The sequence below is a fragment of the Phocaeicola acetigenes genome (genome assembly GCF_027529745.1).
In the GTDB taxonomy this organism is placed as follows: Bacteria; Bacteroidota; Bacteroidia; order Bacteroidales; family Bacteroidaceae; genus Phocaeicola; species Phocaeicola acetigenes.
Genome location: NZ_JAPZVM010000005.1, coordinates 90,817 through 114,227, shown reverse-complemented (window position 1 = coordinate 114,227; position 23,411 = coordinate 90,817). Strand labels below are relative to the sequence as shown.

At 41.3% G+C, this 23,411-nt stretch carries 19 protein-coding genes and 1 tRNA gene; 6 read left to right on the top strand and 14 right to left on the bottom strand.

The window, feature by feature from the left end; translation table 11 throughout:
• Positions 1 to 20 precede the first annotated feature (20 nt).
• Both O6P32_RS08045 and O6P32_RS08040 read right to left on the bottom strand, forming a co-directional pair.
• Positions 21 to 278, bottom strand: a complete 258-nt coding sequence (locus O6P32_RS08045; protein ID WP_178265572.1) for an OadG family protein — start codon at positions 276 to 278, stop codon at positions 21 to 23.
• Positions 279 to 401: 123 nt separating this feature from the next.
• The gene (locus O6P32_RS08040) at positions 402 to 905 is read right to left on the bottom strand and encodes a nitroreductase family protein (RefSeq protein ID WP_269877836.1); all 504 of its coding nucleotides are present in this window, start codon (positions 903 to 905) and stop codon (positions 402 to 404) included.
• A gap of 66 nt (positions 906 to 971) precedes the next feature.
• Here O6P32_RS08040 and O6P32_RS08035 point away from each other — a divergent pair, with 66 nt between their 5' ends.
• A complete protein-coding gene (locus O6P32_RS08035) occupies positions 972 to 1,625 on the top strand; it encodes an HAD family hydrolase (protein WP_269877835.1) in 654 nt (217 codons plus the stop codon).
• A 181-nt stretch (positions 1,626 to 1,806) separates the two neighbouring features.
• Here O6P32_RS08035 and O6P32_RS08030 read toward each other — a convergent pair whose 3' ends face one another.
• The 4 genes from O6P32_RS08030 to O6P32_RS08015 form a co-directional block, all read right to left on the bottom strand.
• Positions 1,807 to 2,931: a porin gene (locus O6P32_RS08030; protein WP_269877834.1), complete on the bottom strand. Its 1,125-nt coding sequence runs from the start codon at positions 2,929 to 2,931 to the stop codon at positions 1,807 to 1,809.
• Between the two features lie 99 nt (positions 2,932 to 3,030).
• Positions 3,031 to 4,116, bottom strand: a complete 1,086-nt coding sequence (gene phnW, locus O6P32_RS08025) for a 2-aminoethylphosphonate--pyruvate transaminase (protein ID WP_178265575.1) — start codon at positions 4,114 to 4,116, stop codon at positions 3,031 to 3,033.
• A gap of 46 nt (positions 4,117 to 4,162) precedes the next feature.
• Positions 4,163 to 4,957, bottom strand: a complete 795-nt coding sequence (gene phnX, locus O6P32_RS08020) for a phosphonoacetaldehyde hydrolase (RefSeq protein ID WP_178265576.1) — start codon at positions 4,955 to 4,957, stop codon at positions 4,163 to 4,165.
• The gene (locus tag O6P32_RS08015) at positions 4,954 to 6,324 is read right to left on the bottom strand and encodes a DUF5690 family protein (RefSeq protein ID WP_178265577.1); all 1,371 of its coding nucleotides are present in this window, start codon (positions 6,322 to 6,324) and stop codon (positions 4,954 to 4,956) included. Before O6P32_RS08015 ends, phnX begins: the two co-directional genes overlap by 4 nt.
• Positions 6,325 to 6,534: 210 nt before the next feature.
• Between O6P32_RS08015 and O6P32_RS08010 the strand changes: the two genes are divergently transcribed.
• Positions 6,535 to 7,422 carry a hypothetical protein gene (locus O6P32_RS08010; RefSeq protein ID WP_178265578.1) on the top strand — a complete coding sequence of 296 codons (888 nt, stop codon included), beginning with the start codon at positions 6,535 to 6,537 and terminating at the stop codon, positions 7,420 to 7,422.
• 119 nt (positions 7,423 to 7,541) lie between these two features.
• Here O6P32_RS08010 and O6P32_RS08005 read toward each other — a convergent pair whose 3' ends face one another.
• The 3 genes from O6P32_RS08005 to O6P32_RS07995 form a co-directional block, all read right to left on the bottom strand.
• Positions 7,542 to 7,997, bottom strand: coding sequence for a GNAT family N-acetyltransferase (locus O6P32_RS08005; protein WP_269877833.1), 456 nt, complete (start codon positions 7,995 to 7,997; stop codon positions 7,542 to 7,544).
• A gap of 330 nt (positions 7,998 to 8,327) precedes the next feature.
• Positions 8,328 to 9,113, bottom strand: a complete 786-nt coding sequence (locus tag O6P32_RS08000) for a DUF6624 domain-containing protein (RefSeq protein ID WP_269877831.1) — start codon at positions 9,111 to 9,113, stop codon at positions 8,328 to 8,330.
• Between the two features lie 456 nt (positions 9,114 to 9,569).
• Positions 9,570 to 9,654: transfer RNA gene (locus tag O6P32_RS07995), tRNA-Ser, on the bottom strand.
• Positions 9,655 to 9,807: 153 nt separating this feature from the next.
• Between O6P32_RS07995 and O6P32_RS07990 the strand changes: the two genes are divergently transcribed.
• Positions 9,808 to 12,318 carry an endonuclease MutS2 gene (locus O6P32_RS07990; protein ID WP_269877830.1) on the top strand — a complete coding sequence of 837 codons (2,511 nt, stop codon included), beginning with the start codon at positions 9,808 to 9,810 and terminating at the stop codon, positions 12,316 to 12,318.
• Between the two features lie 142 nt (positions 12,319 to 12,460).
• On the opposite strand, the gene O6P32_RS07985 is transcribed toward O6P32_RS07990, so the two are convergent.
• Complete coding sequence (locus tag O6P32_RS07985; protein ID WP_269877829.1) at positions 12,461 to 14,176, bottom strand: bifunctional metallophosphatase/5'-nucleotidase; 1,716 nt, start codon at positions 14,174 to 14,176, stop codon at positions 12,461 to 12,463.
• A 202-nt stretch (positions 14,177 to 14,378) separates the two neighbouring features.
• Here O6P32_RS07985 and O6P32_RS07980 point away from each other — a divergent pair, with 202 nt between their 5' ends.
• Both O6P32_RS07980 and O6P32_RS07975 read left to right on the top strand, forming a co-directional pair.
• Entirely contained in the window at positions 14,379 to 16,007 is a 1,629-nt protein-coding gene (locus O6P32_RS07980) for a sialidase family protein (protein WP_269877828.1), read from the top strand.
• A 5-nt stretch (positions 16,008 to 16,012) separates the two neighbouring features.
• Entirely contained in the window at positions 16,013 to 18,148 is a 2,136-nt protein-coding gene (locus O6P32_RS07975) for a Tex family protein (RefSeq protein WP_269877827.1), read from the top strand.
• 113 nt (positions 18,149 to 18,261) lie between these two features.
• Here O6P32_RS07975 and O6P32_RS07970 read toward each other — a convergent pair whose 3' ends face one another.
• Positions 18,262 to 19,071, bottom strand: coding sequence for an MBL fold metallo-hydrolase (locus tag O6P32_RS07970; protein ID WP_269877826.1), 810 nt, complete (start codon positions 19,069 to 19,071; stop codon positions 18,262 to 18,264).
• 17 nt (positions 19,072 to 19,088) lie between these two features.
• Positions 19,089 to 19,763, bottom strand: coding sequence for an SGNH/GDSL hydrolase family protein (locus tag O6P32_RS07965; protein ID WP_269877825.1), 675 nt, complete (start codon positions 19,761 to 19,763; stop codon positions 19,089 to 19,091).
• A 230-nt stretch (positions 19,764 to 19,993) separates the two neighbouring features.
• Between O6P32_RS07965 and nudC the strand changes: the two genes are divergently transcribed.
• Positions 19,994 to 20,791, top strand: a complete 798-nt coding sequence (gene nudC / locus O6P32_RS07960; protein ID WP_269877824.1) for an NAD(+) diphosphatase — start codon at positions 19,994 to 19,996, stop codon at positions 20,789 to 20,791.
• Between the two features lie 103 nt (positions 20,792 to 20,894).
• Here nudC and O6P32_RS07955 read toward each other — a convergent pair whose 3' ends face one another.
• Positions 20,895 to 21,914: a branched-chain amino acid aminotransferase gene (locus O6P32_RS07955; RefSeq protein WP_178266125.1), complete on the bottom strand. Its 1,020-nt coding sequence runs from the start codon at positions 21,912 to 21,914 to the stop codon at positions 20,895 to 20,897.
• A 186-nt stretch (positions 21,915 to 22,100) separates the two neighbouring features.
• A complete protein-coding gene (locus tag O6P32_RS07950; protein WP_269877823.1) occupies positions 22,101 to 23,237 on the bottom strand; it encodes an OmpA family protein in 1,137 nt (378 codons plus the stop codon).
• Positions 23,238 to 23,411: the final 174 nt, after the last annotated feature.

Genomic DNA, 23,411 nt, shown 5'->3' with positions numbered 1-23,411 from the left:
ATGTGTTTTTCTTTTCCTGATTAATGCAATTTTTCAATTTTGATGACCTGACCTTTTCCGGCAGTCAGAATATCTACAGCAGCCTTAATGGCATCCATAGTACCTGCATCCGAAGAGGCTCCTGATGTAGCAGGTTTCTTCTTGGGTTCTTCTTCGGGAGCCACTTTGTTGACTACCGTAATCAAGAACTGACTGATCCAGATCACAATAAGAAGAATTAAAAAGACTGTAGCCATACCAACTACCATCAGCATTAATCCTGTTCCAATGTTTTCCATGTTTGTATTAATTAATATATAACAACGCGCCCTTCAGTTTCACAGCAAACTGAAGGACGCGCCAAAAGTACGGAATTTTAATTATAATCTATAACTAAATCTCGTTAAAAATATAACAGAATATTATAGCATAATCTCTTCCAAGGTTTTACGTTTCTTTTCCGGTATGGCCTGTTCCGAAGGATAACCGATTGGAATCAGTGCTATCGGCTCGATATGGGATGGTAACTGCATGACCTTTCTACAGGTATCTACATCGAAGTTGCACACCCAGCAAGTTCCTAATCCCTGTTCTGCGGCAGCCAGACACAAATGCTCTATAGCTATAGACAAGTCAACATCAGCATGGTCTTTATTATCTACTTTACGATGCCACGACTGTGTATGGTCTGCACATGCTACAATAATGCAGGGAGCAGTCTGTATCCATTCGCGGGAATAAGCTGTTTTCAGAGCAGCCAGACGTTCCGGTTCGGTAATTATCGCAAACTTCCAGGGCTGATAATTGACAGCAGAAGGAGCCAGACGTACGCACTCCATGATGTAATCCAACTTGGAAGATTCAATTTCCTTTTGCTCGTAGCTGCGAACAGAATAGCGTGTTTTTACTAAATCGAGAAAATCCATATCAATAATAATTTGAGGTTATTGATGCAAATATCGTACCTTTGCAACAACTAAACAAGATAAGATATGAAGAAATTGGTTATTTTCGATTTGGACGGTACCTTGCTCAATACTATCGCCGACCTGGCTGCCGCTACTAATTATGCTCTACAAGCATGCGGATATCCCACACACGATACAGATGCTTATCGTTTCTTTGTAGGAAACGGCATCAACAAACTTTTCGAACGTGCTTTACCCGAAGGGACCCGGAGCAAAGAGAATGTACTGAAGATACGTTCGCTGTTCGTACCTTATTACAACGAACATAATGCCGATTTAAGTCGCCCTTATCCGGGCATTGAAAATTTACTGGAAACACTTCAAAAAAAAGGATATATGCTGGCTGTTGCCTCGAACAAATACCACGAAGCAACTCAGAAACTGATTAAACAATACTTTCCACGTATCAATTTCCTTGCAATATTGGGGCAGCGGGAAAACATTCCAGCTAAGCCGGACCCACAGGTTGTATACGAAATCATGGAAAAAGCAGGAGTTGAAAGAAATGAAGTTGTCTACATTGGCGACTCTTCGGTAGATATGCAGACCGGAGCCAATGCTGGGGTTACTACCATCGGCGTATGCTGGGGCTTCCGCCCACGCACCGAACTGGAGGCCTATAACCCAAGCCTCATCGCCGAACAGGCTGAAGATATTCTGCACTTTCTGGAGAAATAAAAAGAAAAACACAAAATATACAGATTCCGGTATACAGCTATTTGACTATAAAGGTTTACTAAATGTATCTGTTTTACCGACCTGAAAAATAACGGCGATATCATTTTCACAAACGATATCGCCGTTATTATAACCACCCTCTTATAGGGTGAATATATCTATAATAGAGTCAGAGGAGGCCTTAAAAGATATACTGTAAACGCAATTGAGTCAGAAAAAAATTCTTCTTATAAAATGCATTACAATGATCTCCTACCCAAACATAACTTCCATTCAATTTTACACCCAGATACTGATTCAAATAAAAATTAACTCCAAGAGACAAATCTTTCTCTTCTCCCCCTTTTATCTCACTGTTCTTATCATTTAAATTTGAATAATTAAAACGGGCAACCAACTCTATTGCCTGAGACGTAGACGGACGTCCAGGAATCCCATACATCATATCATAATCAAATCCTGTACCTTTTATCAGAAAACCTCCCTGTACATATCCTCCATGTGAACGATATGCCTTTTGTCCGTTTGTCCGATTCATTCTGTTATAAAAATACTCTGTCTGAATCATAAAGCGAGAGGTTGTGTAAAGAAATTCCAGTATTCCTTTCCATTGGGTATTCATATCCGGAATTTCAGCTTCCAACAATGGGATTTGAAACATCGAAGTAACTCCATCACTACTGATACTGCCTGCCGGAGAAGAGATTTGATTTACATCCTTTGTACGAAAAGAAAAAGCTCCTCCCAAATGTATCAAATGACAATCAGAGTTCTTTCTGCGCCATACCGCACGGGAAGTAGAAACAAAAGAGTTTTTCTGCTCACTCCCTAATTTATTGATATCATTGTTTGTGTATATACCTGTGGCCAGATAACAAGCATCTGTATAATAATGCCAGGTAGCTCCTAATTTTCTGCTATCTGTAAAAGCTAAAACAGAAGTTGCCGACTGATGGAAACGAAGATCTGCTGTACTGATCAACATATCCATAGAGAATGGCTCGTATGTATTTCCCAAAGACAATACGCTGTGCGGAAAATGATAATTAAACAGCAAATCTTTAATAGCTACCTTTCCACCCCCTAAGCCCACATCTGCCTTTAATTCATATTTTCCATACAGGGCCTTAAATCCAAGTCTGAAATCTTCAACACGATAATACCCCTGCACGTCTTCTTTTCCATAACCAGAAACTGTAGCATCAAGCAAAGCCCGCGAACGGAATTTTATCTCCATCTTATCTTGGGCATACACAGCCCATTCTCCAGCCAAAAGACAAATCAGACCAATCAACCATTTCTTCATATTCTATAATTCTCAGCAGCAAGTTGTGAAAGAGCCTCTTCTGCCGAACATACCCATCCGTAATCGGCAATGTTGAATCTGTCCACTAGGTATCAATAATCAGCAAAGAGTTTTTATAGCCTCTATTAAGCGGACAAAATCTTCAGGAAAGACATCACCGATATTTCCAATACGGAATGTATCTGCCTGGGAAATTTTACCCGGATAAATCACAAAACCTTTTGCTTTCAGTTTCTGATAGAAATCCTTAAAGTCGAAATCTGCTGTAGGGTAATAAAAAGAAGTGATAACCGGTGACTGATCTTCATCGGGAAGCAAAGTCTTGAATCCCAACGAACGCATTCCTTCTACTAAAATACGGTGATTCTCACTATAACGGGCATAACGTGCAGCCACTCCTCCTTCCGCTTTCAATTCTTTCATAGCCTGCATAAAAGCACGCACCACATGAGTAGGCGACGTAAAACGCCATTTTCCATGTCCTTTTTCCATCGTTTCCCACTGATCGTATAAATCGAGAGACAATGAACGTGCAACTCCCTTACACTGTTCCAGCAACGAACGGCGAGCCAGAATAAATCCAAAACCTGGAACCCCCTGTATACATTTATTGGCACTGCTAATCATGAAGTCAATTCCCAAGGTAGCCATATCTACAGGTACTCCACCGAAACTACTCATGGCATCTACAATCAGTACTTTACCATGTTTTTTTACAACCTTTGCAATGGCCTCCAATGGATTCAGCACACCGGTAGTAGTTTCACAGTGCACTACAGACACATGAGTCACATCCGGATTTTCAGTAAGGAATGCATCTACAGCCTGTGGATCTACAGCCTGAGTTTCTTCAAACTTCATTACCTGACAGTTCAAATGATAGTATTCGGCTATTACCCCCATTCGTTTTCCATAAGCTCCATTTGCAACCACCAGCAAACGGTCTTCCGGACGTACTACAGAGCCCAAGGTAGCTTCTACACAGAAACTTCCACTTCCCTGCATCAACACTGCAGTATATTCTTCCGGACGAGAACTTGCCAATTCTACCAATTCCTTACGAATCACTTCTACAATACCAACATTATAGTCTTCATCCCATGTACACCAATCGCTCATCATGGCTTCTTTTACTGTTTCACTTGTAGTCAGAGGTCCGGGTGTCAATAATAAATAAGGTCTCATATTCTGTATTATTTTTATGCTTAGACAATTATAAATTCTTTACTTTTTATTCGTTGGCCATACGAGTATTAATAGAATCGATTAATGCCGGAAGTTCTTCGATTGAATCGACCACATAATGTGCTCCAGCAGCATACATACGGTTTCTTACTTCCATCATACGACGTTTCAGTTCGTCTGCCGGCAGAGCCTTTACTTCTTCTTCTGTAAGCCCCATCTCGTTGCTTCCCAATACCACTCCGACAGTCCATACACCAGCATTCAATCCTTCTTTAATATCTGAAATCGTATCCCCATATTTCAATACAGAAAAACGAGAAGGAACAGCCAAATCACACATGTTCTTATAAATCATATAAGGATAAGGGCGTCCGGCCGGAAGACCATCGGAAGTTACATGATTATCTACACGATATCCTTTCTCTGCTGCAGCAGGTACTACTACATCCATCATCTCTTTGGTATATCCTGTAGTCGACCCAATTTTTATATCACGACTGCGTAATATATCTATCGTTTCAATGACTCCGGAAATCGGACCAGTGTATTCACGCAAAGTGGCAAACAGCAAACGCTGAAACTCTGCATAACGTCCATGTACATCATCTTCATTGTAATCACGTCCGAATTTCTTACGGAAAGCTTCAGATATACGTTCCATCTGAAACAAAGCCCGTACATGATCAATCTTGGTCAACCCCATCGGACGACGTGCCTCTTCTGCAGTGATAGTTATTCCTATTGCATTAAAACTTTCAATAAAAGCAGATACAGGTGCAAAACATCCATAATCGATAGCAGTACCTGCCCAATCCATAATTACGCATTCAATCTTCTTCATATCGCAGTAGTTGTTAAGTATATATTTTCTGTTTCAATATTTTCTTTAGTATCGGTATTCTTTTTCTTTCCTCCCTGAAGTTCAATTTTCTGCAAACGGTTTTTCCGGCGAATCATATAGATAAATGAGCCTATAAAAGCCAGACTACATGCAATGCCAATCCAAACACTCATGTGGTTATAAAATGACTGCCAATCGACATGAGAAACATAAAACTCCTTGAAAAGCAGCAGAACCAAAGTTCCCAGATAACCTACAAAATCGATAGTTATAATAAAGAATCCCACATTTCCCCTTATTTTAAAACAAGCTATAAAGCGCTCAAAGAAAATAGTCTGAAAACTCAGATAGGCCATGTCCAGACAAAGACTTTGTAAAAAGAGCCAAACGGTAGTAGGAAGACTAATTGAATGGAAGTTGGCACCTAAGAAAGCCAAGGTTCCCATTCCGGCTGTAGACAATACCAGCAGAATACAAAGTACTTTTAAGTGATCGTATGTAGTAGCCAGTAAAGCAAATGTTGCCAACAAAATCAAAGTAGCGAGTGAATCTATCTGTGCAAAAGCCCAGGAGGAGACTGTAGACACATCAATAATACACACAATGAAATCCTCCTTTATGTCTCTCTGAACAGTCAGCAACAGATTGGCAGCAAAAAGCATAATCAGCACCGGCATGAACTTACAGAACAACTCCCATCGCTGAGCTCCGTTCAATGTTACACGTACTGAACGGGAAGCAATATCAGCAGCTGTCGGCTTTGGGAAACGTGTCATCATCCATCCTGTCAGACAAAGCAGAGGGAAAGCTACAGCTCCAATCAAGGCAGGCATCCAAAACTCACTTACTCCAAGTTCATTCAGTGCATAAAGTCCCATAGATTTAGCCAACCCTGAACTTAACGCCATACTCACTCCCATAATACTGGCAAGAATATCGGAGGTTCGTCTGCCTTCCAGAAAGCTAAAAATAACTCCCCACATACAACCTAAAGACAATCCATTGAAAAACAGCGCAATAATATTATATGGTAAAGGAAGTAATCCAAATGCGACCAAAGACAATTCGGATAAAGCCGCCGAACCAATAATGAACTTCAATCTGCCTTCCGGTTTCAGTTCGGAAATATATTTTATTCCCAAAAGTTTGGCACAAACATACCCCAGCAACTGAATAATGCTCACTGCAATTTTATAATCCATACCGCATACATAAAGCCCTTCAAATTCAGCTGCAGTAAAAGGCTTACGCAAAGCATAGACCAGCGAGTAAGAAAGTAATGCTGTACCACCAGCCCAAAAGACGAACAACCAGTCCGGCATTGAAGAATTTTTATTTTCAAGTGATGTTGAAGTCGAGGTTTTCATTCTTTGTTTTATCTTATTTTTGATTACGCCACAAAAGTAGAAGTCCCTCAGTAAGAAAAAAATGAATAAAAAATGAATCATAAAGCAGTAACAATTCAGAAATATTCATGCAACAATTCCCTAATAATTTTGAAAAGCATAAGAAAGCAAACTGAAACAGTTTTGTAATATAAAAGCCGTATCTTTATTCCGTTTTTTATGCTACTACAAATGGAAGAGCTCAAGGAAATCTACGAAAGAATCACTTTCTTAAGACAAAAAGGGGTAAAAATGAAGGAAATGGCAGAACAGGCTGAAATATCTCCCAGCGTATTGTCTGCCGTTTACTCTACCGTACTTCCGGCTTACCTGAAAAATATTGAAAAAGGTGAAACACAAGATGAAGCACTGCAAAATGCTTTGATGTGGGTAAACAATGTATCGAAAAAGAAATTGCTCGGATCGCTTGCCAATCTGAAAAGTTCACTGTTTGCTATGGAAATCCCTTCCAAAATCTATACAGAGAACAATAAAAACCCATTCTTGAATATGCTGGAAAACAATATGAAGGAAACGGTAACCCGAATAACCAATTTCAGTGGTATTTATCTTAGCTACAGCATTTCATCAGGAAGCAGAAGTTTAAAAATAGAACCTTATATTATCGCTCCAGCAGAAAATGGCAATTATGTAGAAGTAGGACACAATAATGCGTACGGAGTAACCCATTGGGGAGCTGTGATGATGAACGGAATCAATCATCTTTATTTAGCTTTCAACGAAAATATGACTTCACAACTGGCTCTGTTCTACATTTGTCTGAAACTCCCGATGTACGATCGTCCTCCTTTCTTAAGAGGTGTTTATACATGTTTTGACTACAACTATAACCCTGTAGCACGACGTATTCTGTTTGTGAAATATTCCGACAGCATTGCCCGAGAAGAATTCATGAAGCTAAAAGGAGAACTGAAGGCATACGAAGTGCTCAACAAAAAAGAACAAGTGTATTATGACTATACCTGCCAACCGGAAGACATCATCCGAATGTGTAATATTCCTTCTCCTCAAATGAGTGAAGAGGATCTGATCATAGAAAAGAAAATACTTTCTATCTGATAATACAAATGACTACTCCTGAACACTATAAATATTATCTTCATTCAGGAATAGTCATTTTAGTATATGCTACTTATTTCTTAGAATGAAATATATCTCAGCATCTTATAAGAATACAACTATCCATTTTTACTAATTTTCAGGTAAATCATATCTTTTAATTGTTTGCCTTCCTCAAAAATCGGATGATCATAATTATCAGTAAAAAAATTGGGTATCCGATGTGAATATACAAATCCGCAATTCGTGTAGAAAGATATGGTTATAGGAGAGTCTCCGGTCCCGACAAGCATTGTATGGCATCGAATTTTATAATGTTCCAAAAGAAAGTGTATCAACTTTTTCCCATACCCTTGACGCTGAAACTGTGGATAGACCGCAATATTTTTGATTTCGTAGATACCTTTGCCTTCTTCAGTTATAACACATAAAGCTTTAACCTCATTGTTATCAGCCAGAACAAACATATCCCCGCGTTCCAAATAGCGATCAATCATAGACTCTTGCTCATCAGCAAGGAGTAGTAAATCGAGATATTGTTTTTTGTTGCAAAATACAGGATATATATTTATCATATTTCGTTTTTTATATAAATACCTATTGCAAAAGAAGAATATAGTATAACAGAAGTTGATTATACCACTTCTATGCCTAATAAAGCTATCAAAAAAGCAAACGAGAAACAGCGTCTACTATCTATACCCGCATGCACATCTATTTTCGGGAAAGTCATCATTTCAGAATATAATTCACCGACCATTATATCATTCGAAGACAAACGAGACTCTCTTTATTGACGTCTATGCCGTCAAGTTTCACAAGAAGAAACTTTCCAAAAAGCGACATGAGAAAAACATCACTGAAGCTGTGGGCGTCGTAGCCAATCTGAGGCTAATTTAAGAAGACTAATAAGAATTTTTCTTCTGCTTGAACGATTGAAACCAAGAATCAAAAATTGATTCATGTAGTTTTATATTGTTTTTGTAAAACTCTTTGCTCCAGCCGTTTTTAAGTCCGCAATCTTTCATATATTCACTCAAAGGCTCAAGCCCCATCTCCTTTCTGAGTGAATCGACTTTATTAATATCCTGTAGAGGGACCAGATAATGAACTCCATTCCTGATTATTCTCTGCGTCCCATAAATTTGTTTTTCTCCTTGATTCATAAGACACCTGTCAGTCAGAAAAGCATATTGCCAACCTTTAGCCGCACCCTTTAAGACTGCTTCTTTCAGTATAGGTAAATACTTATTCTGAATTAAGGAATCTTCTGAATGTTGAATACAAAGAAAAAGAGCCTCGTTCGCTTCATATCCAATATCATCGGGAGAAAGCCAACCGTATTGATCAATGATTTCAGTAACTCTAGCAGCATTTCTCCGGTCTATGCTATCCATTATTTTTCTTATTTTATCTGCATTCCGTTTCTTCCTCCAAGCATCCATCAACAACAGACGTATACTTTGATCTTCAATTCTTATCTCTTTTAATTCCTTTCCAATAGAATATAATTCTGCATCATACTCTTTTTCATAAGCATCAAGAATTCTGATGTAGGTCTTATTAAACGACATAGTATCTTGCTTATCCAGATAATAATGGCAGCTATCCACGATACTTGAAAAATTTTGCGCTTCAGATGTATTGCAGAACAGCAAAAACAAACAGATATAAAACAAATTCTTTAACATAACGTTTTGATACAAGAATAAATATAATATACAGAGGACAATAGCATGGTAATAAAATATAAATTTACAGTGACCAATTATCACATTTAAACAATTATCACTATGTTCCTAGCACCAAAATTACGGAAACTTATTTATGGCCGATAATTTTTGCAAGGAATTTACGTTGCAAAAAGAAAAAGATATGATTAAAGACAAGACATCATTCTTTCAGCAATTTCACTGTCAGCTATCGTAACCTATTGTTTCTTTGAAACATTGAAGTGAACTTTATCAATGAATTTACTTACATCAAGAATCGTTAAAAGACCTTCCCGATTTTTCAGTAACGATTTAGTAACGGAACTTTGTCTGAAGTGGGCATTTGAATGTCTTTCGGTTGCCCACCGGATAAATAGAAAAAGTCCCGTAAAATATTGATTTTACGGGACTTGTCTTTAACATCTTAAGTTTTAGCGGAGAGACAGGGATTCGAACCCCGGGTACCTCGCGGTACAACGGTTTTCAAGACCGCCGCAATCGACCACTCTGCCACCTCTCCAAAACTCTTTTTGAGAGTTGCTTTGTTTTTCAAAAGCGATGCAAAGGTACGCATTATTTTTAAACCTGCAAATATTTTGGAGCTTTTTTGATTATTTTTTTTCATTATCGTACCTTTGTACCCGAAAACAAGCATGATTTACCAAATAAAAGCATGATATACCCTCAGAATTTTGAGCAGAAAATAGGATTCGATCAAATCCGACAATTATTAAAAGGAAAGTGCCTGAGTACACTGGGTGAAGAACGGACAGAAGAAATGGCGTTCTCCGACGACTATAATGAAATCAACCGTCGTCTGGAACAGGTAACAGAGTTTATCCGTATCATTCAGGAAGAAGATGAATTTCCAGATCAGTATTTCTTCGATGTTCGCCCTTCCCTCAAACGCATACGCGTAGAAGGTATGTATATGGACGAACAGGAATTGTTCGACCTGCGCCGTTCCTTGGAAACTATCCGGGACATTGTACGTTTTCTTCAGCAAACCGATGAAGACGACGAAACATCCGGTGAAAACTCTCCTTATCCTGCACTCCACGAATTGGCCGGAGACATTATGGTCTTTCCGCAACTTATCACACGCATCAATAATATATTGGATAAGTTCGGAAAAATAAAAGACAACGCATCGGCAGAACTATTGCGTATCCGCCGCGAACTGTCTGCTACAACCAGCAGCATTTCACGAAGTCTGAACAGTATTCTCCGCTCTGCACAATCGGAGGGATATGTAGATAAGGATGTTACTCCCACCATGCGAGACGGCCGTCTGGTAATACCTGTAGCACCGGGCATGAAACGCAAAATACGAGGTATCGTACACGATGAATCGGCTACCGGAAAGACTGTCTTTATAGAACCGGCAGAAGTGGTGGAAGCCAACAACCGCATCCGCGAACTGGAGGGAGAAGAACGGCGGGAAATTATACGAATTCTCACCGAGTTTTCTTCCATCGTACGCCCACAGGTTCCGGCTTTGCTTGGCTCTTATGAGTTCTTGGCAGAAATCGACTTTATCCGGGCAAAGGCTTTATTCAGTATTGATATCAAAGCTTGCAAACCTTCTTTTGAAAACCGACAAGTAGTAGACTGGATGGAGGCGATACATCCATTGCTCCAAATGTCGCTTGCCAAGCATAATAAAAAGGTAGTTCCTCTGGATATCGAACTCACACCCAAACAGCGCATCCTGCTTATTTCCGGTCCGAACGCCGGAGGTAAATCAGTCTGTCTGAAAACAGTCGGTCTCCTGCAATATATGCTCCAGTGTGGTTTGCCTGTGTCAATGCACGAACGGAGCCATGCGGGTATATTCAGTCATATCTTTATTGATATCGGCGACGAGCAAAGTATCGAAGACGATTTGAGTACGTATTCTTCGCACCTTACCAACATGAAGAATATGATGAAATACTGCAACGGACAAAGTCTGATTCTGATTGATGAATTTGGTGGAGGTACAGAGCCACAAATCGGCGGCGCTATCGCAGAGGCTGTATTAAAGCGCTTCAATGCACGAGAGACATTCGGCGTCATTACCACTCACTACCAAAATCTGAAACATTTTGCAGAGGAACATGAAGGGGTAGTCAATGGAGCTATGCTATACGACAGACACGAAATGCGTGCCTTGTTCCAACTGCAGATTGGTAATCCGGGAAGTTCATTTGCTGTAGAAATTGCACGTAAAATCGGCTTACCGGAAGAGGTTATTGCCGATGCTTCGGAAATTGTAGGCAGTGAATATATACAGAGCGACAAGTATTTGCAGGACATTGTACGCGACAAACGTTACTGGGAAACCAAACGCCAGAATATCCGCAAGCGGGAAAAGCACATGGAAGATACCATTGCACGCTACGAACGCGAGATAGAAGAACTGGAACGGAGCCGGAAGGAAATCCTACGGAAAGCCAAAGAGGATGCCGAACGTTTGTTGCAGGAATCGAACGCAAAGATTGAAAATACCATCCGTACCATCAAAGAGGCACAAGCAGAAAAGGAACGTACTCGTCTGGCACGTCAGGAACTGGTAGACTTCCGTCAGCAGGTGGAAGAAATAGAAAAGGCTGCAATGGAGGAAAAAATTGCCCGCAAAATGGAAAAGTTGCGTGAAAAACAGGAACGAAAGAAGGATAAAAAAGCCAAGCAGCAGAATGCACCGGCTGCACAGCCTGTTGTTCCGAAGGTTCTCCCTATTGAAGTCGGTATGCATGTCCGCATCAAAGGACAAACCAGCGTAGGACAAGTGCTTGAGATAAACGGGAAAAATGCAGTGGTAATGTTTGGTCTGATGAAGACCAATGTAAAGACAGAACGTCTGGAACGCACGGAAGCTCCCAAACAATCGGCTTTGCAAACAAAAACTACATTTGTGAGCAGTGCAACTCAGGAACAGATGTACGAAAAGAAACTAAACTTCAAACAAGACATCGACGTACGGGGAATGCGGGGAGACGAAGCAATACAGGCAGTCACTTATTTCATAGACGATGCCATCCTGGTCGGTATGAGTCGTGTACGTATCCTGCATGGAACCGGAACCGGTATCTTACGTACGCTTATCCGTCAGTATCTGAGTACCGCACCGGGAGTAGCACACTTCCAGGACGAGCATGTGCAGTTTGGAGGAGCCGGCATTACAGTAGTCGACTTAAAATAAGCCATCGGATACTTTAAGAGTATAACCGACACGTGATATTACGTGACTTGTATCGAGAGGCAACGATACTTGTATCATCAGCAAACGTGACTTGTATCGTAAGCTCTCGATACAAGTCACGTTTTTTAGTGCATTCAGTCTTTTATCGGTCTTCCCCAAACAGCAAGCGATAATCTCTCTTAGCAGCCGGTTCTACCCATTTCTCCGGAATAAATTTCCATTGATTCAGCGGGCGAGGATCGAGTATTTTTACTTCTTCAATGCGTTTCATCAAGTAGTAACGAAGGTCTTTTTCTGTAGCAAACACAATACGTTTTGCCAAGTCTTGCTTAGGAATACCCGCTCCTTTGGTCAACAGGTCACCTCCTCCGTTGCCACGATAGGAATTGACTGCTACCTTGTACATTTTGTCCATGCGGAAAGGTGTTCCATCGGCCATGCTACGGATGTTGATTTTTTCTCCTTGCGGCTTGGTTACATCTACTGTATACAGAATACCTGCAGCCGAATCGAAGTTAAAACTTGGATTCTTGAAGCGTCCAAAACCTTTATCTTTCTCGTTCAGCAGCATCAGATGGTCGTCGGGCGATTTCATCTGATTCGTCCAAATGGCATACGACATTTCCAAGAAATCTTTTATTTCCTTTCCGGTCAGCGTCATGGTGTAAAGCATGTTCTCGTATTTATACAAATTGAACATATCACTCACATAAATATCACCTTCCTTAATCTCAGCCGCAAACGAAAGTGGTGCACAGAACGAGACATCTGCTCCTGTAATGTCGAGTTGCAACTGATGAATCAAATCGATAAAGGCAGAAGGGCCAAAATAGGCATCTTTTGTGGTAATTGTCTTATTGATGCGTCCTATTTTACGCGATACAAAATCGGCCGTAGCCTGATACTGCTTTTCGAATGTTTTCAAGAAAGCCTCATCGGGAGCATAACGGTCTACAGAAGCCAACTTGCCCTCAACAGATTTCCGTATTACCTTGCCGTCTTTTTTCACGACTTTTACCGTCACATCGGCTACAACCTTCGCCATATTAGCCGGATCGACCAACAATACAGAATCGCCTGCTTCATTAATAATCTTCTGACAAGTACGTACATGGTCATGTCCCATAAACACCACATCAAACCCCGGTACCCGACGGGCTACATCTCCCGAACCGTTTTCTACTACATTATCCAACTTATTTCCTTCCGGTCCGGCATGGAAAAGGCCAATCAAGACATCAGGCTTTTCTTTTTCCTGTATCCACTTTACCCACTTACGGGCAGATGTTTCCATATCTTCAAACCGTAACCCACTCCACAACTGCTCAGGCAACCATGAAGGAACAGCCGGAGTGATCATTCCCAGCACCACCACCTTTACCCCTTCTCTCTCAATCACCTTGTAAGGAGGAAGATAAGTCTTTCCGGTTTTCACATCCATAATATTTGCTCCCAGTACAGGGAATTTACACTGGCTCACCCATCGGTCGTACACGGCATGTCCGGCTTCAATGTCATGGTTTCCCATTGTAGCCACATCATAATGCATATAGTTCAACATATCTGCTACTACATGCACCGAAGTGGTATCTATATAATTATAATAATAGGCTACCGGTTGTCCTTGCAGAATATCTCCGTTATCCATCAGAATCAGACGGTTTCCATACGTCTTCCGCATCTCTCCTACCAATGCACTGACACGCGCCAGACTTCCCTGCACAGAATGGCGGCGAATGAAATCATAAGGATAATAACATCCATGTACATCACTGGTTTCTATAAGTTTCAATGTCACTTCTTTTTCGGATGATGCAGAAACAGGGGTATAATATCCAATACCTAAAAATGCCATCATACAGACAAAACAATTCTTTATTTTCATGGTCAATATAAAAATGATGATTTGCTAAAGTAAGTATTTTAATCCAAGCTGGCAACTGAAAAGAGTTTTAATGGTGTACCATATTTACAGTATCAGCCTTGCTAGTTTGAAATTTTCTTGATAAATTGCACTTTATTTATTATCCCAACCTGAAACAAACTTAAAAAAACAACCCATGAAAAAACTGTTAGTATTATTTTTCGGAATACTGGCTATCTCCGAAATGAAAGCAGAAGACACTCTTTATGTAAAAGAGCCTCAGATTCCTATTCTGATAGAAAGACAGGACAATGTACTTTTCTATATGCGTTTAGATGCAAAGGAAACACGTACCTTGAACAATATGGAGATTACTTTCGACAAAAACGTACCTCTCTCCGAAATTAAAGCGGTGAAACTGTATTATGCAGGAACAGACGCTTCACAAGACAGAGAACAAAAGCGTTTTGCTCCAGTAGAATATATTTCCAGCCATAAACCTGGACAGACCTTGAGCGCGAATCCTTCGTATTCTATTCTGAAGTCAACTGTATCGCCTAAGAAAAATACAGTAGTACTGGAAGGAGAACAAAAGCTTTTCCCTGGATACAATTTCTTCTGGGTAAGTATAGAGATGCAGCCTTCGGCTTCACTGCATACTAAAATTATGGCAGATATCAGTCAGGTAAAGGCAGATGGAAAAATTATCCCTTGCAAAAGCGTAGAACAAAAAGATGTAATACGCCGTTTGGGAGTTGGAGTCCGCCACGCCGGCGATGATGGTTCGGCTGCTTTCCGTATTCCCGGATTGGTTACAACAAACAAAGGCACATTGCTTGGGGTATACGATGTACGTTACAACAGCAGTGTCGATTTGCAAGAACATATCGATGTGGGATTAAGTAGAAGTACCGATGGCGGAAAGACCTGGGAAAAGATGCGTCTGCCTTTGTCCTTCGGAGAATATGGAGGTCTGCCTGCTGCACAAAACGGTGTGGGCGACCCGTCTATATTAGTCGATACAAAAACCAATACCATCTGGATTGTTGCAGCATGGACACACGGCATGGGTAATCAGCGTGCATGGTGGAGTTCACATCCGGGAATGGATCTGAATCATACTGCCCAATTGGTTATGGCTAAAAGTACAGACGATGGAAAAACATGGTCGAAACCTATCAATATCACAGAACAGGTAAAGAAACCGGAATGGTACTTTTTGCTACAAGGTCCGGGAAGAGGTATTACAATGGACGATGGTACCTTAGTCTTCCCTATTCAGTATATCGGTGAAGACCGTATTCCTAATGCCGGTATCATGTATAGCAAAGACCGGGGAGAGACATGGCACATCCATCAGCATGCACGTACCAATACTACAGAGGCACAAGTAGCAGAAGTAAGTCCCGGTACACTTATGCTGAACATGAGAGATAACCGTGGAGGAAGCAGAGCTGTTTATACGACTACCGACTTAGGAAAAACCTGGAAAGAGCATGAATCATCGCGTACGGCTCTGATAGAGCCGGTATGTATGGCAAGCCTCATCAGTGTAAAAGCTAAGGATAATGTATTGGGAAAAGATATTCTTATTTTCTCCAATCCAAACATGACCAACGCACGAAGAAATATAACCATCAAAATCAGCCTTGACGGAGGATATACCTGGAGTCCGGAACACCAACTGTTATTGGATGAAGGAGAGAACTGGGCATACTCTTGCCTGACAATGGTAGATAAAGAAACAATTGGTATTCTTTATGAAAGCAGTGTTGCACATATGACTTTCCAAAGTATTAAACTTAAAGATATTGTGAAAGAATAATATTAATGGAACAATTCAGCCAACTCATTGCAGCAGAACTGAAGCTGCCCATACACCGTATTGAAAATACATTAAAACTGCTGACTGGAGGGGCTACCATCCCCTTCATCAGCCGCTACCGCAAGGAAGCAACCGGAGGACTGGATGAAGTACAGATAAGCGATATCCATACTCGCTACGAAAAGCTCTGCGAACTGGCCAAACGAAAGGAAACTATCCTGTCGACTATTGAAGAACAGGGTAAACTGACTGATGATTTGCGCCGTCGTATTGCTGATTGCTGGGACAGTACCGAACTGGAAGACATCTATCTGCCTTATAAACCCAAGAGAAAAACCCGTGCCGAAGCCGCCCGACAAAAGGGACTGGAACCTCTGGCTATGCTGTTGATGATGCAACGGGAAAATAATCTCTCCGCACGGGTACGTACCTTTGTAAAAGGAGATGTAAAAGACGAAGAAGAAGCACTGAAAGGAGCTCGCGACATCATTGCCGAACAGGTAAACGAAGACGAACGGGCACGTAACCTGATGCGCAATCAGTTCAGTCGCCAGGCTGTCATTACAGCCAAGGTAGTAAAAGGTAAAGAGACAGAGGAAAGTGCAGCCAAATATCGCGATTACTTCGATTTCAGCGAACCGTTGAAACGTTGTACATCACACCGTCTGCTTGCTATTCGCCGGGGAGAATCGGAAGGTATTCTGAAGGTCAGCATTTCACCGGCGGACGAAGAAGAATGCAATACACGTCTGGAACGTCAATTCGTACGTGGCAACAATGAATGTGCCCGTCAGGTAGCAGAAGCTGTACGCGACGCATACAAGCGTCTGCTTAAACCCTCTATCGAAACAGAGTATGCCGCATTAAGTAAAGAAAAGGCAGATGAAGAAGCCATCCGTGTATTTGCCGGCAACCTGCGTCAACTGCTTTTGGCTCCTCCTTTAGGACAGAAACGAGTGATGGGAATCGACCCGGGATTCCGTACCGGATGCAAAATTGTATGTCTGGATGCACAGGGAGGCCTGCTTCATAACGAAGCCATCTACCCCCATCCACCTAAGTCGGAATACAGTCTGGCCGCCCGCAAACTGGTAAAACTGGTAGAACAATACAAGATAGAAGCCATTGCCATTGGTAACGGAACTGCCAGCCGGGAAACAGAACAGTTTGTCACCTCACAACGCTACGACCGGGAAGTACAAGTCTTTGTTGTAAGCGAAGACGGAGCTTCCATTTATTCGGCTTCCAAAACAGCACGGGAAGAATTCCCTGATTATGATGTAACTGTACGTGGCGCAGTCTCTATCGGCCGACGGCTGATTGACCCATTGGCTGAATTGGTCAAGATAGATGCCAAATCCATTGGTGTTGGACAATATCAGCACGATGTAGACCAGACACAACTCAAAGCAGCCTTAGACCAGACCGTAGAAAGTTGCGTAAACCTGGTAGGGGTTAATGTCAATACAGCCAGCAAGCATCTGCTCACGTATGTATCGGGATTGGGAGCTACCCTGGCACAAAACATTGTAGACTATCGCACAGAGAACGGTGCATTCCGTTCGCGCCGTGAGTTGATGAAAGTTCCTCGTATGGGAGCCAAAGCCTTCGAACAATGTGCAGGATTCTTACGCATCCCACAAGCAGAAAATCCGTTGGATAATTCTGCGGTTCATCCGGAAAGTTATGCAATTGTAGAACGGATGGCAAAAGACTTGCATTGTACAGTAGCTGATTTGATACGCGACAAAGGACTTCGCGAACGTATCCGGATAGAAGACTATGTAAGCGATACTGTAGGTATTCCTACACTGACCGACATCATGCAAGAACTCGATAAACCCGGACGAGACCCACGACAGAAAATACAGGTTTTCGAATTCGACAAGAACGTACGTACCATTGACGACTTGCAGGAAGGAATGGAGTTGCCGGGTATAGTCACCAATATCACGAACTTTGGCTGTTTTGTAGACATCGGCATCAAGGAAAACGGACTGGTACACATCTCTCAATTATCCGACCAGTTTGTAAGCGATCCGACATCGGTAGTCAGCATTCACCAGCATGTACGGGTAAAGGTACTAAGTATAGACCGAGAGCGTAAACGTATCCAGCTTACCATGAAAGGAATGAAGTAAATACTTTCTTTCAAAAATAAATAAGGGAGTAAAACAATATATCACATTTGCTTTACTCCCTTTCTTTATACCTTTCTGTTTCAGTCTATGCTTTTACAGCAAACGAAAAAAGGCTATAGTGTGATTTTCTCCAAATCGTCTGGCACATACACATTGCCCTTAAACTCTTGAGCAGCCTCCTGCGTATATTTTTCCTTACGCACAGACAAAGTCTTGTCTTCTGTATGATACAGCAACAAATTCTTCACTCCCAATTGTGCAGCCAGTCTTCCTGCATCCAAAGCTGTACTATGATGTTTCTCATAAGGCTTAAACTCATCTCTATCAGCATACAGACAAAAAGCCTCACAAAGCAACCAATCTGCATGCTCTACATAAGAACGGTTCTGTTCTTTATAAGGCTCATCCCCAAGACAGACCAATGATTTTCCTCCGGGAAGTTCAAGACGGAAGCCAAACTGCTTTTCTTTAGTAGACAAGATATCAAAACACTGCATACTTGCTCCTGCGACTTCCCAACGCTCACCGTCTTTTACCTCGCAGAAACGAACGTTCTTCTCTATACAAGCTACAATCTTAGCCGGAAGTGTCGCACGGCAAATCCACGACAGTACATCTATCACTTTATCGTGTCCATATACCCGAAACTCTCCCTCATACTTGCCCTTCTGCATTTGCTGAGCTATCATCCGGATAACCCATACTGCTCCCAAGATATGGTCGGTATGTGCGTGAGTAATGAACATATCTTTCACATCTGCCAGCGACAAACCTGCCTTCTCCATCTGAACCAAGATTCCATTTCCTCCTCCGGCATCTACCAACAATACCCTTTCGCCCATGCGAACGGCAAAACATGTATTATAACAGCGGGTGACAGCAGCATTCCCTGTACCCAACATAATCAATTCCATCGTATCCATACCCTTTATCGCAACAATTATTGAATTACTTTTTTCAAAGCTTTCTGAACAAGACCTTCCATCACCTTATACCCCTCTACGGTAGGATGTACCCCATCTTCCGAATATTTTAAAGGTAATCCATCGCGCTCATCTTTCATTGCCGAATGATAGTCGACAAAAGGAATACCCTGTGCATCGGCAAATTCCTTAAACTTCGCATTCAGTTTCTTTATATCTTCTGCTGGTTTCAGTTCCGGACGCCATCCAAACTGAAAAGCAGGCAAAGTAGAACATAGCACTACCTTAATTTGATTGGCCTGTGCCAACTGTACCATAGAGACTACATTATCGAACGTTTGCTCAAGAGTCATTGCATAATCATTACGAGCAATATCGTTTGTCCCTGCCAGAATCACAACGACCTGCGGATTCAATGCAATCACATCCTGACGGAAACGCATCAACATCTGTGCAGAAACCTGCCCGCTTATCCCTCTACCTACATATCCGTTCTGAGTAAAGAAATCCGGATCTGCAACCGGCCAACCGTCAGTAATTGAATTTCCCATAAAAACAGCCTTTACCGGTCCCTGCACCATTTTATTATCTTCTTGATATCTCTCCAAACCTGCCCAGTCTTGCAAAGGTTCCTGAGCCATCAATTGTAAACTACCAGCTAAGCACAATGCTGCTACCATTATAGATTTCATAATAAATACCATTTAATTATATTTAATTTTCGCTCTTCTATCGCTTCTACGATATAATCGTACAAATTAAATAATAACATTCTATTTTTCACCCAACTCCTTGCCGTAAATTCCGGATAAAAGGAGAAAACAAGCACTTTCCCATTATAATACATGAATAAAAAAAGGAAATCACCTCTACACATCACTGTATTTTTCTATAATTTTGGCCTCAATAAAAAAGCAAGATTATGGAAGATGCAACAAATAATGAAATCTGCGGTTGGTTTGTATTCAACAGCGGACAAGTACTGATAGAAAAGCATACAGACGGATATCACATCCCTTTTGGTGCGCAACCACCGGTACCCATTCCTATAGGAAGTACCGTACACAGCATTGGAACAATCAATAATCTTCCCGCCAAAACTTATCTCATCCATACTCCAGTAACAGGAGATGAATCCAGCCCGTGCATGATGAAAGACCTTCGAGCCTCTTTCGACGTACTTCCACTGAACGAATATAAAATGGCAGGAAAAGCATCACAAATACTGAACTGGGACAAGAACAGTCGCTACTGTCCGATGTGCGGAGTTCCTACCACACAAGTCTCTCCCATAGCCAAACGCTGTCCGGAATGCCGCCAGGAATTTTATCCGCGCATATCGCCTGCAGTCATTGTACTGATAAAAAAAGGAGATAGTATCCTTCTTGTACATGCCCGCAACTTCAGAGGCACATTCAAAGGTCTGGTTGCAGGTTTTCTTGAACCGGGAGAAACCCTGGAAGAATGTGTACATCGGGAAGTGATGGAAGAAACAGGACTCTGCATCCGTAATTTGAAATACTTTGGAAGCCAACCCTGGCCTTATCCAAGTGGCATTATGATAGGATATACCGCCGAATACGAAAGCGGAAATATTAAGCTGCAGGAAGAAGAGTTAAGTGCAGGAGCTTTCTATACCCGAGACAATCTGCCGGAAATTCCCAAGAAACTCAGCATCGCACGCCGGCTGATTGATGCGTGGATAGAAGGAAAAATATAAAGAAATACAAACTTTATAAAAATAGAAGAGGATAGAACACAAGAAACTTATTCTTGTTCATTCTATCCTCTTCTTATTATATTAGAAAGTCTTTACGTCAAAATCAATCCAATACAGTTACCCATCCGTAAGGATCAGCCTCATCACCATACTGAATAGCACGCAACTTGTTATATAGCTTTTCACTGATTGGACCTGGTTTACCATCTTTCGCAATAACATACGATTTATGATTTTCCAAATCATCGATACGTCCGATAGGGCTGATTACAGCTGCTGTACCACAAGCTCCAGCTTCTTCGAATGTTTCCAATTCTTCTTCTGGAATAGGACGACGTTCTACTTTCATTCCCATATCTTCTGCCAACTGCATCAGACTACGGTTTGTAATAGACGGAAGAATAGAGGTAGACAACGGAGTGACATAAGTATTATTTTTTATTCCGAAGAAATTGGCTGCACCACATTCATCGATATATTTCTTTTCCTTTGCATCCAAATAGAATTCGCTGGCATATCCGGCATCGTGAGCCATTTTGTTGGCACGCAAGCTGGCAGCATAGTTACCTCCTACCTTATAAGTACCTGTACCCAACGGAGCAGCACGGTCGAACTGACGGATGATTACATAAGGATTTGTAGCAAAACCACCTTTAAAATAAGGTCCTACCGGACTTACAAAAATTACAAACAAATATTCTGTAGCCGGACGTACACCCACCTGTGCTCCTGTACCAATGAGCAACGGACGGATATACAGAGAAGCCCCGCTTTCATAAGGAGGGATAAAACGTTCGTTAGCTTTTACCACCTTACGTACAGCCTCACAAAACAATTCTGTAGGCAATTCCGGCATCAAAATACCGTTACAAGTGCTTTGCAGACGTTCAGCATTTGCTTCCGGGCGGAAGATACGAATCTTACCGTCTTTTCCACGATAAGCCTTCAAACCTTCGAAGGCTTCCTGTCCATAGTGCAGACATGTAGCTGCCATGTGGATATTGATAGTTTCTTCAGAACAAAGTTCTAATTCTCCCCATTTTCCATCGCGGTAATAACAACGTACATTGTAATCTGTCCGTATATAACCAAATGACAGATTAGCCCAATCTATTTCTTTCATTGTGATATAATGTTTATTACTTTAATTACACTTTACAACTTAGCAAACAAAAGTACAGTTTATATCTACATCAACAAACTTTTTAGGTCTGTTTTTTTCCGAAAACAATCTATTGTACAAATAAAAAAATACTCTCCTCAAAAAGTGAGGAGAGTATTTCCCGAATTTAAACGATATATCTTTCTTTTATTCACCTACATTGAGTGTAGCAATACTTACTCTGTTCCATTTCGGACGAGAGAATACATCACCTACTCCCTGGCCTTCTGCGGTGATACGTGCTGCATCAATATTATATTTGTCTACCAACATATTCTTCACTGCATCCGCACGCTGCTGTGCTACGCGAGTATTTACTGCAGCCGGTCCTTCCGGAGAAGCATAACCTTTCACTGTCAAAGTAGCTTTCTCGTTCTTTTCCATATACGAAGCGATACGTTCGATAAGCAGATGCTGGTTTTCACTGATCACTACTTCATCCTGGCGGAAGGTGATAATAGCTTCCCATGCCGGTGAAACAGTATTCTTTTCCATAGACTCTACAGCCTTTCTGTTAGCCTCATCAAGTTGAGCCTGCAAATCGTTTGCTCTAGCCGATTCGGCAGCAAGCAATGCTTCTTTTTCCTGAGCTTCACGACGCAATTCATTTACTTTCGCATTCAAAGCATCCATTTCTGCTGGATCGCATACATTTGCCAATGTCATATAATGTTTGCCATTGCTGTTGCGGAAATGATAAGTTACTCCAGCCAGCAATTCAACACTGCTCTTGTTTACGTTCAACAAATAAGCACGATGCCCATCCATGCGATATACAAGAGAAGGTTTTACACTTAAAGTCCAAGCTTTTGATTCTCCCAAATTGAAGTTGAAGTTTAGACCGAACTTGCTGGCCATATAGCAATAATCCCAGTCACAATAACCGCGGTTCATCACATCAATACCCCATCCGATACCTCCGACAGCTTCTACTTCAAACAAACGAGGCTCGCCACGATAACCGGCAAACCAGTTATTCAAATTGAATTTACCCAATGCCATCAAACGAGCTCCATCGAAAGCAGTAGAACTTGCGGTTCTATTGATAGAGGTCATCGCTTCAAAAGACAAACCTAAAATAGGAGTTACCTGCTTACCAAATTCCAAACCAGTAGTAAAACGCATATCTTTAAAAAATGCGGAATGAGTAGTAGGAGTCACACCTCCGGCATTCCATCCAATGTACCAGTTATCTGTAAACTTCGTACCTTCATACACTTTCTGCGCATTTGCAGACATTGCCATTGCAACTGTAGCAATAGCCAATAAAATTTTCTGTTTCATAAAATCATAGTTTTAGTTTAATGTACCGTTCAAATCTCCTGTTCTGCTAAGATAACATAATAAACGATATTAATGTTCAATTAGGCAGAAAAAAACATTTTTTTTAACCATAAATAAAAGGAATGAGCTACCTTTGCAATCAATGAAAAAATTTCATCTTACTTTATACGACAT